Consider the following 12,445-nt stretch of genomic DNA (forward strand, 5'->3'; position numbering starts at 1 on the left):
CGGATTTCGGTTTCGAGGGCTGACGACGGCCAGTCGCTCAGGCCGTGAAGAGACCGCCGGAGCAACGCTCGATGCCGGCGAGATCGCGCATCGAGCGGACGTTGGTAAAGCCGCGTGCCTTTAGCAGCTCGCGCACGGATTCCGCCTGATCGTAGCCGTGCTCCATCCACAAGGCGCCGTTCGTCGTGAGTAGAAACGGCGCAGTCCCGATGATCGTGCGGATCGCGGACAAACCGTCGGCGTCGTCGGTGAGCGCGCCGCGCGGTTCGAAGCGCAAGTCGCCTTGCGCGAGATGCGGATCGTCGCTCGCGATATACGGCGGGTTGCTGACGATCGTCTCGAAGAGCAGCGACGGATCGATATTCGCGGCCCAGTCGCTTTCGACGAATGTGACCGGGCCGCCTGCGCGCGTCGCATCGAGCAGCGCGTGCGCGTTGCCTCGCGCGACGTCGAGCGCGGCGGTCGATCGGTCGACGGCCCATACGCGCGCGTCGGGCCGGGCATGAGCGATCGAAATCGCGATCGCACCGGTCCCGGTGCCGAGATCGAGCACGCGCGGGTTCGGCACATCGGCGATGGAATCGAGCGCGAGTTCCACGAGCAATTCGGTTTCCGGACGCGGGATCAGCACGTCCGGCGTCACGTCGAAATCGAGCCCGAAGAATTCACGCTTGCCGGTCAGTTGCGCGATGGGCTCGCCGTTCAGACGCCGCTTCGCGAGCGCTTCGAAAAGCGCGACCGCGTCCGGATCGAGCGATTCACGATCACGCGTGATGAGTTCGGTGCGCCGCCAGCCGAGCACGTGCATCAGCAGAATGCGCGCTTCGAGCAGCGGCAGTCCGGCAGCGCGCAGCAGGTCGGCCGCTGTGCTCACTCGGTTTCCCCGAGCGCGGCGAGCAGCTCGGCCTGATGCTCGGAAACAAGCGAGGCGATCATTTCATCGAGATCGCCGTCCATGATGTATTCGAGCTTGTAGAGCGTCAGATTGATGCGGTGATCCGTCATGCGCCCCTGCGGGAAGTTGTACGTGCGGATGCGCTCCGAGCGGTCGCCCGAGCCGATCAGGCTCTTGCGCGTCGCTGCTTCCTTCGCGTGCTGCTCGTGATACTGCTTGTCCTTGATGCGCGCGGCGAGCACCTTCAACGCGCGATCCTTGTTCTTGTGCTGCGAGCGGTCGTCCTGACATTCGACGACGATGCCCGTCGGCAAGTGCGTGACGCGCACGGCGGAGTCGGTCTTGTTGATGTGCTGCCCGCCCGCTCCCGACGCGCGGAACGTGTCGATACGCAAATCGGCCGGATTGATGACGACTTCGCTGATTTCATCGGCTTCCGGCATCACCGCGACCGTGCACGCGGACGTGTGGATGCGCCCTTGCGTTTCCGTCGCCGGGACACGCTGCACGCGATGCCCGCCCGATTCGAACTTGAGCCGCGAATACGCGCCTTGTCCCGCGATGCGCACGATCACTTCCTTGTAGCCGCCGAGATCCGACACGCTCTCCGACATCGTTTCGGCGGTCCAGCGGTTGCGTTCCGCGTAACGCAGATACATGCGCAGCAAATCGCCCGCGAACAGCGCGGATTCGTCGCCGCCCGTGCCCGCGCGGATTTCGATGAAGATGTTGCGGTCATCGTTCGGATCCTTCGGCAAGAGCATCGTCTGCAAGTCGCCTTCGATCTTCACCATGCGCTCGCGCGCCTCGCCGATTTCCTCTTCGGCGAAATCGCGCATCGACGGATCGGAGAGCAGTTCCTGCGCGGTGGCTTCGTCGGTCAGCGCCTGACGCCAGAGCGCGTATTGATCGACGATCGGGCTGATTTCCGCGTGCTCGCGCGTGAGCTTGCGATACTGGTCCATGTCGGCCGTCACGTCTTCGCGGCTCAACAATTCGTTGAGATCGACCTGCCGTTTTGCAAGCTGGTCGAGCTTGCTTTGCATGCTCGTTTTCATCGGGCGGAATCGGCGCGGTCAGCGCCAGGAAATACTGCGATCGGGGAGCGCCGCGCTTGCTAGCCGCGCGGAGCATTTGAGAATAGCAAAGAGGAAGCCGCTAACGTTCCGACGAATCGGACGACGGACCGTGGCGGTAGAAACCGCTCATCAGGTCGATGAGCTGGTCGCGCTCCTCACGGCTCGCGCGGTTGAGCGCGTGCGTCGGGCCGTGGATCAGCTTGTTCGTGAGCGATTGCGACAGCGCCTCGAGCACGGCGGCGGGATCGTCGCCGCGCGCGAGCATCTTGCGCGCGCGCTCGAGTTCGGCGCGGCGCAGCGTGTCCGCCTGCGTGTGCATGTGGCGGATGACGGGCACGATGCTGCGCGCATCGAGCCACTGCATGAAATTCGCGACACGCGTCTCGATGATCGCCTCGGCCTGCGCGACCGCCGCCTGACGCGACGCGTTGCCTTCGCGCACGATCGCGCCGAGATCGTCGACGGTGTAGAGGAAGACGTCGTGGAGATTGCCGACCTCGGGCTCGATATCGCGCGGCACGGCGAGATCGACCATGAAAATCGGCCGATGGCGGCGCGCGCGCACTGCACGCTCGACCGCGCCCAGACCGATGATCGGCAGCGTCGACGCCGTGCACGACACGATGATGTCGAATTCGTGCATGCGCGCAGGCAGTTCGGAGAGCGGAATCGCGCGGCCATTGAAGCGTCCGGCGAGCTTTTCGCCGCGCTCCGCCGTGCGGTTCGCGACAACCAGTTCGCGCGGATTCTGCGCGGCGAAGTGCGTCGCGCACAACTCGATCATTTCGCCCGCGCCGATGAACAGCACGCGCTGGCTCGAAATGTTCTCGAAGATGCGCTGCGCGAGACGCACGGCGGCGGCGGCCATCGATACCGATTGCGCGCCGATTTCCGTCGTCGTGCGCACTTCCTTCGCGACCGCGAACGTGCGCTGGAACAACTGGTTGAGATACGTGCCGAGCGCGCCGGCTTCGGACGCCGTACGTACGGCATCCTTCATCTGTCCGACGATTTGCGTCTCGCCAAGCACCATCGAATCGAGCCCGGATGCGACGCGAAACGCGTGGCGCACGGCTTCCGACTGCGGCAGCGCATAGACGTGCGGCGCGAGTTCGGGAACGGGGATGCTGTGATACTTCGAGAGCCACTGGATCGCGGCTTCGCGGGCGGCGGCGTCGTCAGTGGCGCAATAGAGTTCGGTGCGGTTGCAGGTCGAGAGGATGGCCGCTTCGGGCGATGCCTTCGCGAGCGGTCCCAGCCAGATGTCCTTCAGCGCGCCCAGCGCGGGCTTGAGCTGTTCGAGCGGAAACGCCACGCGTTCGCGCAGGGCGACAGGCGCAGTGTGGTGGTTGATTCCGATCGTGAGGAGCTGCATTGTATTGAGCTGATGCTTTGGGCCTAAGCCGATGGCCTTTCAGATAGCCCAATATTATAGCCTTTTGCGTATTTCTTCATTTATAGGTGGCATTTGGGGCGCGACCACGGTCAAATGCCGCCCACGCCCATACGGCAGGCGCTGAACGTCCGCCGCAGGACGAGTGTGACAGAACGCCACGGCGTGCGGCTCAGCGAAAATACTTTGCCAGTTCGGCCGCGCGCGCTTCGAGTTCTTCCATGGGGATATCGTCGGTGTGGAACGCCATCTGCCGGTTTCTGGCGGTGAGCTCCTCGTCAAACAACTGAGTGCGCGAGGCAGAGTCGTGATTGAGGTGAAACAGCGTCGCCTGGAGATTCGAGAACGAATGCCACCGCACGCCGAGTCGCGCGGCGCGGACGAATAATTCGTCGTCCTCTCCTCCCCAGCCGATGAAGCCGGGATTCAGCCCCCCGACGCGGATGAATTCCGCGCGCCTGAAGAAATTGATCGCACCCGGCGTACTGACGTACAGCAAACTCATGTCGTCCGGCAAATCACTTGCTAAAAACGGCGCGAATTCGTCGAAATTACCCGATTCGATAAACGATTGCCGGCGATTGCCAGAAACATTCAATACGCGTGTGAAAGGACAAAGCACATCGCTGCTATTTTGGTCCATCAGCGCGTCCAACGCGCCTTTCATATAGTACGGGTTCGCGATCATATCGGCGTCATGGAGGCAGATAATCTCGCTCTTTGCCATGAGTGCGCCGAGATTGACCAGTCGCGCCTTCGGGAAAGGGCCGATATCGTGTATGAACACATGTTTGATCTTCGGGTCGCCGAATTCGGACCAACTGAACGTGGGCGCGGCGTCCGCCTCGATCAGCCAGATCTGATAGTCCGAGTAGGTACGGTTCAAGTGACGCAGGACGCCCCGCAGATTGTCTTGCCTCTCCTGGCTAGCGCCGCGATACGTAATAATCAGTTCCAGGCCGCGCAGGGAAATCAGACTGGTTTCCGTCATGAGATAAATACCTTTTAGAATCGCAATTTCGCAGTGTCGATAATCGAAATGATTTAATTCGTAACTCGCGAGCACCACTCGAAGCCGAAGTCCGCTTTCAGTGCGGTTAATCGGAAAATTCTGAATTGATGCGAGCGCGATTTAATACAAATCATAGCATTCGGCCAAACCGAAAAAACTCGGAAAATTCACAGAGACTTCTCAGGCGGAAGAGCGATCGTTTCATATTCCATGGGTCATACGAGACGCATCCGCAGCGCGCGTCCGGGTGGATCCGGAGCCTTGCACAGGCTTCGTCCGGCCCCTAAACTCAACCGCTGCGTCCGCCGTGAATTGTCCAAACCATGCCTGTCATTCGAAACGCTTCACTTCCCACCAGATCGCTACCTGCGGAGCATTGCCGCTGATGGGCTGGATCGGACTGATTTTTCTTGGCGCGGTGATCGGCGCGGCGGGCTGGTGGCTGCATCCGCTGCGGCGTGCGGGACGCGGCGCGCGCGGTCCGGCGGGACGCATCTGGACGGCCATCGGCGCTGGCATACTGGCGACGGTCGTCGCGCGCATGCTGGGCAATATCGTCGACGTGTATCACGACGGCGATACGCTCGAATGGCTGGCGTGCGCCGTGTTCGCGCTCTTCGTCGTGACGATGACCGTCGGGCTGGCGGCGCGCCGCTGATCCAAATTTTCTGACGTGCGACGGGTGATCCTCGCCGCGCGCCGTGCTCTTCGCGCCCTACGCGGGCTTTCAAGCAGGTGACTTCATGAACGATCGCATTGCAGATTCAGCCATTCCAGAGCCCGCCATGTTCGCGAAACGCATCGAGGCGTTGCGCGGCCAGATGGCGCTCGAAAAGCTCGCCGCCGTGCTTATTCCGTCGGCCGATCCGCATCTTTCCGAATATCTGCCGGAGCGCTGGCAGGGACGTCAATGGCTCTCGGGCTTCACCGGATCGGTGGGCACGCTCGTGGTGACGGCGGATTTCGCGGGCGTCTGGGTCGATAGCCGCTACTGGACGCAGGCCGAAGCTCAACTCGCCGGCACCGGCATCGTGCTCATGAAGATGATGGGCGGCCAGCAGACCGCGCCGCACGTCGAATGGCTCGCGGAACACGTGCCTCCGGGCGCGACCGTCGCCGTCGATGGCACCGTGCTCGGCGTTGCGGCGGCGCGCGCGTTGTCCGAAGCGCTGACCGCGCGCGGCATCGTGCTGCGCACGGATCTCGATCTGCTGGATTCGGTGTGGCCCGCGCGTCCTGGTTTGCCGGAGGCGGCCGTCTACGAGCACGCCGCGCCGCATGCGAGCGTCTCCCGCGCGGAAAAACTCGCGCAAGTGCGCGCCACGATGCAGGCGAAAGGCGCGCAATGGCACTTCGTTTCCACGCTCGACGATCTCGCGTGGATCTTCAATCTGCGCGGCGGCGATGTGAGCTATAACCCGGTCTTCGTCGCGCACGCGCTGATCGGTCTCGATGACGCGACGATCTTCGTCGCCGACGGCAAGGTTCCTGCCGCGCTCGTCGCATCTCTCGCGCGCGACAACGTGCGCGTCGCGCCGTATCCCGCGGCACCGGAATCGCTCGCTTCGTTGCCGGCGGGTGCGACGCTCCTGATCGACCCGCGCCGCATCACGCACGGCTTGCTGGAGAAAGTGCCCGCGACGGTGACGATCGTCGAGGCTGTGAATCCGTCGACGTTCGCCAAATCGCGCAAGACCGCGGCGGAGGCGGAGCACATCCGGGCGACGATGGAACAGGACGGCGCCGCGCTCGCCGAATTCTTCGCGTGGTTCGAGGATGCGCTCGGCCGCGAACGCATCACGGAACTGACCATCGACGAGAAGCTGACCGCCGCCCGCGCGCGCCGTCCGGGTTTCGTCACGCTGAGTTTCGGCACGATCGCGGGCTTCAACGCCAACGGCGCGATGCCGCATTACCGCGCGACCGAAGCCTCGCATGCGGTGATCGAAGGCAACGGCCTGCTGTTGATCGATTCGGGCGGCCAGTATCTGAGCGGAACGACGGACATCACGCGTGTCGTGCCGATCGGCGAAATCGGCGCCGAGCACAGGCGCGATTTCACCGCCGTGCTGAAGGGCACGATGGCGCTTTCCCGCGCGCGCTTTCCACGCGGCATCCGTTCGCCGATGCTCGATTCGATCGCCCGCGCGCCGATCTGGGAAGCGGGCGCGGACTACGGTCACGGCACGGGACACGGCGTCGGCTACTTCCTGAACGTGCACGAAGGCCCGCAGGTGATCTCGCACTACGCGCCGGCCGAGTCGTGGACGGCGATGGAAGAGGGCATGATCACGTCGATCGAGCCAGGGATTTATCGGCCGGGCAAGTGGGGCATCCGCATCGAAAATCTCGTGATGAACCGCGCGGCCGCCAAGACCGAGTTCGGCGATTTCCTCGAATTCGAAACGCTGACGCTGTGCCCGATCGATTCGCGCTGCATCGACTTGTCGCTGTTGCGCGAAGACGAACGCGCGTGGCTCAACGCGTATCACGAGACGGTGCGCACACGCGTGTCGCCGCATGTGTCGGGGAAAGCGCTGGCATGGCTCGAAGCGCGGACGAAGGCGATCTGACGAACAGGACAGGAGCGCAGCGAGATGACCATCAAGGCAGTCGTGTTCGATTTCGGCGGCGTGCTGATCGACTGGAATCGCGAATATCTCTACAGGCATCTGATTCCGGACGATACCGAGCGCCGCTGGTTTCTGGATAACGTCTGCAAGATGGAATGGGTCGTGCAACAGGACGGCGGGCAGACGATCGAGGAAGGCACTGCCGAATTGATCGCGCTCTATCCCGAGCACGAAGCGCTGATCCGCGCGTTTTACGCGCGCTGGCCGGAAATGGTGTCGGGCGTGATGGAAGAGGGCGTCGCGCTCGTCGACCGGCTGGAGGCGGCGGGCGTGCCGCTTTTCGGCCTGACGAACTGGTCGGCGGAAACCTTTCCGTACGCGTGGGAGCGTTTCGATGTGCTGCGGAAGTTTCGTGAGATCGTCGTGTCGGGGCGCGTCGGTCTCGTGAAGCCCGATCCGCAGATTTTCGATTTGATGCGCGTGGAAATCGAAAAGCAGTTGCCGGGCATTCGACCGGACGAGCTCGTGTTCATCGACGACAATCTGAAAAACGCGCAAGCCGCGACCGCGCTCGGCTGGCACGGTGTTCACTACACCGGCGCGCTGGATACGGAAACGAAGCTGCGCGCGCTGAATCTGCCGATCTGAAAACGGAAACGCAACGCGCTACTGCCCCAGCAGATTCTTCAGCGCGTTGCCGATTCCCCGGACCGTATCGCCCGCGCCCCGCGCGACGCCTTCCGCGCTCACGCCGAGGACTTTCGCGAAGCCCGCCGCGAGCTTCTTCGACAGACTCTCACTCAGCGAAAACTTCGGATCGCGCAAATCGCCGTCGAGCACGAAATCGAGCTTGATCTGCTCCTTGCGGTCCTTCAGCGCGGCGATCGCGGCTTTGGTCGGAATCGAGAGGAAGGTGTCGAGCGGATTGCCGGCGTCGCTGATCTGCAAGTGATTCAGCGTGAGCGTGCCGGGCGCGTGAATGCGGTAATCCTTCACGGTCGCATCGATCGACAAATCGATGGTGCCGCCCGTTACCGCCGCCTTTGCGCCGGCTTTCTTGAGCAGATACGGATCGAGCGTCGCGACATCGACGTTGCGCAGTGTCACGCGCGTCTGAGAATCCTTGTTCGCGATGACCATCCAGCCCGCCCACGTCACATTGCCCGTATGCGACGGGCCTTTGATCGAGCCGGTCATCGAAAGCTCGGTGCGGTCGGTGAGGGCGGGCAGATGAATGTGATCGACGGTGGCACGCGCATCGCCGATCAGCACGCGGTACGGCGGGTTCTGCACGGAGCCGTCGAAGAACTCCATCGATCCACGCTCGAACGACACGCGATCGATGAGCTTTTCCTCGCGCGCATGTTCCTCACGCTCCTTGCTGTCGGGCGTGGCGTTGGCTTCCTGCGCGGTTTCCCTGAGCCCTGGCAGGATGCGCACGCGGCCATCGGCGGAACGGACGATCGACAGATAGTAGTTGTCGACGCTCACGCTGCGCAGATGAATCGGCTTCGTTATGAGCGAATGCATATCGACATCGAGCACGATGCGTTCGGCGCGCATGGCGTCGCTCGCCGGCCAGTCTTTCGGGCCGCGCAGGCGCACGCGCGAGAGCGTCACGTGACCGAAGCCGACGTCGATTTCTTCCACCGAACCGTTCGGGCCGAGCGTCTCGATGATGCGCTCTTTGATCTGATGCACGGCGATCAGCCAGCCGCCGACCGCCACGACGGCGAGCGCCACGACGATTCCGATTGCCCAAAGCGCCCCCCGCCTCGCGCTCGATCCCGCCATCTTCGTGTGTCTCCCGTGTCGGCTTTTCGGAAAGTGCCGCTCGAAAATGAAAGTGGCGACTGCGTCCTACACAGTCGCCACTTTTATGCCTGACGTCGGTGCGCGCGCCCGCATTGGCGCGCGGTAAATCGTCAGATGTTTGACGCGCTCAACGCGTGATCGGCTTGTAGCGCAGACGCTTCGGCTTCGCGGCTTCTTCGCCGAGACGCGTGCGCTTGTCGGCTTCGTATTCCTGGTAGTTGCCGTCGAAGAACTCGACATGCGAATCGCCTTCGAACGCGAGGATATGCGTCGCGATGCGGTCGAGGAACCAGCGATCGTGCGAGATCACCATCACCGAGCCGGCGAATTCCAGCAACGCGTCTTCGAGCGCGCGCAGCGTTTCGACGTCGAGGTCGTTCGACGGTTCGTCGAGCAGCAGCATGTTGCCGCCGGCGATGAGCGTCTTCGCCAGATGCAAACGGCCGCGTTCACCGCCCGACAGATTGCCGACGAGCTTCTGCTGATCGCCGCCCTTGAAGTTGAATCGGCCGATATACGCGCGCGACGGCGTTTCGTACTTGCCGACCGTGAGCACGTCGGCGCCGCCGGAGATTTCCTCGAACACGGTTTTATCGGCGGCGAGCGCGTCGCGGCTTTGATCCACATAGGCGAGCTTGACGGTCGGTCCCTTGACGATCTCGCCCGAATCCGGCTGCTCCTTGCCGGTCAGCATGCGAAAGAGCGTCGACTTGCCGGCGCCGTTCGGTCCGATGATGCCGACGATCGCGCCCGCCGGAATCTTCATGCTGAGATTGTCGATGAGCAGACGATCGCCATATGCCTTGCTGACGTTCTTGAACTCGATGACCTCATTGCCCAGTCGATCGCCGACCGGAATGAAGATTTCCTGCGTTTCGTTGCGCTTCTGGTATTCCTGGCTGTTGAGTTCCTCGAAACGCGCGATACGCGCCTTCGATTTCGCCTGACGGCCCTTCGGGTTCTGGCGCACCCATTCGAGTTCCTTCTTGATCGCCTTCTGACGCGCGGATTCGCTCGCTTCTTCCTGCTTCAGGCGGTCTTCCTTCTGGTCGAGCCAGCTCGAATAGTTGCCCTTCCACGGAATGCCGTGGCCGCGGTCGAGTTCGAGAATCCATTCGGCGGCGTTATCGAGGAAGTAGCGATCGTGCGTCACCGCGACGACGGTGCCCGGATAGCGCGTGAGGAACTGCTCCAGCCATTCGACGGATTCGGCGTCGAGGTGGTTGGTCGGCTCGTCGAGCAGCAGCATGTCGGGCTTTTGCAGCAGCAGCTTGCACAGCGCGACGCGGCGCTTTTCTCCGCCCGACAGATGTTCGATCTTGGCGTCCCATGCCGGCAGGCGCAGCGCGTCGGCGGCGACTTCGAGCTGTTGTTCGGGGCTGCCGCCATCGCTCGTCGAGAGAATCGCTTCGTACTTCGCCTGTTCGGCGGCGAGCGCGTCGAAGTCGGCGTCGGGCTCGGCGTAGGCGGCGTAGATTTCGTCGAGCTTCTTTTGCGCCTGGAAGACATCGCCGAGACCTTCCTCGACGGCCTGACGCACGGTCTGCTGCGGATCCAGTTGCGGTTCCTGCGGCAGATAACCGATGTTCAGGTTCGGCATCGGCGTGGCTTCGCCTTCGATGTCCTTATCGACGCCCGCCATGATCCTGATGAGCGTCGACTTGCCGGAACCGTTCAGGCCGAGCAGACCGATTTTCGCGCCGGGGAAGAACGAGAGGGAGATGTCTTTCAGGATCTGACGCTTCGGCGGGACGATCTTGCCGACGCGGTTCATGGTGAAGACGTATTGGGCCATGTTGTCCGTGATTGATTGAGGGTATGAAAGCGGCGCGTCCGAGTCGGCGCGCGAGGATGTCCGGTCGCGCGGTTTCGCGCGTTCCCGTCGCTGCGCTTGGCGCAGGCGGGATCAAATGGCATTGTACTTCGCGGTGCGTTTCCGTCACTCCCAGCTCGCCACGCCGCCGTGGCGGGAGCATGTACCGCTGTGGTGCTGGCTGAAGCCGTAGGAGCCGTCGCGGCATTGGGCCGTTGCGCCCGTGGGGACGGTGCCGGAGCGCGAGTGTGCGGGTGAATGGATGACGTTGCCGTCGTGGTTGACGTAGTGGCCGTGGTTGTCGAGGTCGGATTCGTCGGGTTGCGGCTGATACTGGTAATGATTGCCGCGATAGGCGAAAGCGCTGGGTGTACACACGACGCTCGCCGCGATCAGCACGGTAACCGCGAACGCACGCAGCACGCTCATCGATGCATGTCGCTTCATCTTCTTGTTCTCTCTCGTTGTTGTTATTTATTGCGCATCGCTGCGCTGCCTCTCATCCGCGCAAGAAAAAAGCGGAGTCCCTTTATCGGGTACTCCGCTTCGCGAGGCAAGCAGCTTGTGACTGTTCTTGACGCTTTACACGTTAAACAGGAAGTTCATGACATCCCCGTCATGCACGACGTACTCCTTCCCTTCCGCTCGCATCTTCCCAGCCTCTTTAGCACCTTGCTCGCCCTTATAAGCGATGTAGTCATCGAACGAAATCGTCTGCGCGCGGATAAAGCCGCGTTCGAAATCCGTATGAATCGCCCCGGCGGCCTGCGGCGCCGTATCGCCGATATGAATCGTCCACGCGCGCACTTCCTTCACGCCCGCCGTGAAGTACGTATGCAACCCAAGCAGTTTGAACCCCGCGCGAATCACGCGATTCAAGCCCGGCTCGTCCATGCCCATGTCAGCCAGGAATTCGATCTTGTCGGCATCTTCGAGATCGGCGATTTCCGCTTCGATCGCCGCGCACACCGCGACCACCGGCGCGTTCTCCGCTTCTGCGTGCTTGCGCACCGCGTCGAGATACGGGTTGTTCTCGAAACCGTCGTCCTTCACGTTCGCGACGTACATCGTCGGCTTCGACGTGATCAGGCACAGCGGCTTGATGGTCAACTGCTCTTCGTCGGTCAGCGAGAGACCGCGCACCGGCTTCGCCTGATCCAGTTGCGCGCGAACCTTTTCGAGCACGGCGACGAGCTTCGCCGCTTCCTTGTCGTTGCCCGACTTCGCCGCCTTCGAATAACGCGTGAACGCCTTTTCGACCGTCGCCAGATCGGCGAGCGCGAGTTCGGTGTTGATGACTTCGATATCCGCGATCGGGTCGATCTTGCCCGCGACGTGGATCACGTTCTCGTCCTCGAAGCAGCGCACGACATGCGTGATCGCATCCGTCTCGCGGATGTTCGCGAGGAACTGGTTGCCGAGGCCTTCACCCTTCGACGCACCCGCGACGAGCCCCGCGATATCGACGAACTCGACCACCGCCGGCAGGATGCGCTCGGGCTTCACGATCTCGGCGAGCGCGTTCAGACGCGCGTCCGGCACTTCGACCACGCCGACATTCGGCTCGATCGTGCAGAACGGATAGTTCTCGGCGGCGATGCCCGCCTTGGTCAAAGCATTGAAAAGTGTGGACTTACCGACGTTGGGCAAGCCGACGATGCCGCATTGGAGGCTCATGGGATCCTTCGAACTGGTGAGACGGCGCGGGCCGCGCGGGTTTCGTCAAAAATGGTGCGCAAAGAGCGGGCGAGAACCGCCCGCCACGCTGCGGCCGCGTCAGACGGCCGGGCAAACCGCTATTGTAACGCCGCGCTGGCACGCGCAAGCGCGGCCCTCGGCCCGCAAACCCGTTCGAACCCCACGGC

The 12,445-nt window shown here is 62.7% G+C and carries 11 protein-coding genes; 3 read left to right on the forward strand and 8 right to left on the reverse strand.

The features are described from left to right. Nucleotides 1-37: 37 nt before the first annotated feature. The 4 genes from prmC to IAG25_RS38375 form a co-directional block, all read right to left on the reverse strand. Nucleotides 38-874, reverse strand: a complete 837-nt coding sequence (gene prmC, locus IAG25_RS38360) for a peptide chain release factor N(5)-glutamine methyltransferase (RefSeq protein ID WP_187609500.1) — start codon at nt 872-874, stop codon at nt 38-40. Continuing rightward, complete coding sequence (prfA, locus tag IAG25_RS38365; RefSeq protein ID WP_187609501.1) at nt 871-1,953, reverse strand: peptide chain release factor 1; 1,083 nt, start codon at nt 1,951-1,953, stop codon at nt 871-873. Before prfA ends, prmC begins: the two co-directional genes overlap by 4 nt. Before the next feature lie 100 nt (nt 1,954-2,053). After that, a complete protein-coding gene (gene hemA / locus IAG25_RS38370) occupies nt 2,054-3,349 on the reverse strand; it encodes a glutamyl-tRNA reductase (RefSeq protein ID WP_187609502.1) in 1,296 nt (431 codons plus the stop codon). 190 nt (nt 3,350-3,539) lie between these two features. Next, nucleotides 3,540-4,358: a galactosyltransferase-related protein gene (locus IAG25_RS38375; protein ID WP_187609503.1), complete on the reverse strand. Its 819-nt coding sequence runs from the start codon at nt 4,356-4,358 to the stop codon at nt 3,540-3,542. Between the two features lie 406 nt (nt 4,359-4,764). Here IAG25_RS38375 and IAG25_RS38380 point away from each other — a divergent pair, with 406 nt between their 5' ends. The 3 genes from IAG25_RS38380 (at nt 4,765) to IAG25_RS38390 (ending at nt 7,600) form a co-directional block, all read left to right on the forward strand. Continuing rightward, the gene (locus IAG25_RS38380) at nt 4,765-5,037 is read left to right on the forward strand and encodes a hypothetical protein (protein ID WP_035509921.1); all 273 of its coding nucleotides are present in this window, start codon (nt 4,765-4,767) and stop codon (nt 5,035-5,037) included. Between the two features lie 127 nt (nt 5,038-5,164). Next, nucleotides 5,165-6,952: an aminopeptidase P family protein gene (locus IAG25_RS38385; protein WP_255504302.1), complete on the forward strand. Its 1,788-nt coding sequence runs from the start codon at nt 5,165-5,167 to the stop codon at nt 6,950-6,952. A gap of 24 nt (nt 6,953-6,976) precedes the next feature. Then, nucleotides 6,977-7,600 (forward strand): HAD family hydrolase, encoded by a 624-nt coding sequence (locus IAG25_RS38390; protein WP_187609505.1) that lies wholly within the window; start codon nt 6,977-6,979, stop codon nt 7,598-7,600. A gap of 18 nt (nt 7,601-7,618) precedes the next feature. Here the strand turns inward: IAG25_RS38390 and IAG25_RS38395 are convergent, their stop codons facing one another. The 4 genes from IAG25_RS38395 to ychF form a co-directional block, all read right to left on the reverse strand. Continuing rightward, the gene (locus tag IAG25_RS38395) at nt 7,619-8,746 is read right to left on the reverse strand and encodes a DUF748 domain-containing protein (RefSeq protein ID WP_187609506.1); all 1,128 of its coding nucleotides are present in this window, start codon (nt 8,744-8,746) and stop codon (nt 7,619-7,621) included. 148 nt (nt 8,747-8,894) lie between these two features. Continuing rightward, a complete protein-coding gene (gene ettA, locus IAG25_RS38400; protein ID WP_187609507.1) occupies nt 8,895-10,562 on the reverse strand; it encodes an energy-dependent translational throttle protein EttA in 1,668 nt (555 codons plus the stop codon). A gap of 144 nt (nt 10,563-10,706) precedes the next feature. Next, nucleotides 10,707-11,027 (reverse strand): DUF3761 domain-containing protein, encoded by a 321-nt coding sequence (locus tag IAG25_RS38405; protein ID WP_255504296.1) that lies wholly within the window; start codon nt 11,025-11,027, stop codon nt 10,707-10,709. 135 nt (nt 11,028-11,162) lie between these two features. Then, entirely contained in the window at nt 11,163-12,257 is a 1,095-nt protein-coding gene (gene ychF / locus IAG25_RS38410; RefSeq protein ID WP_187609508.1) for a redox-regulated ATPase YchF, read from the reverse strand. Nucleotides 12,258-12,445: the final 188 nt, after the last annotated feature.

This window comes from Caballeronia sp. EK (genome assembly GCF_014384845.1).
Lineage (GTDB): Bacteria > Pseudomonadota > Gammaproteobacteria > Burkholderiales > Burkholderiaceae > Caballeronia > Caballeronia jiangsuensis.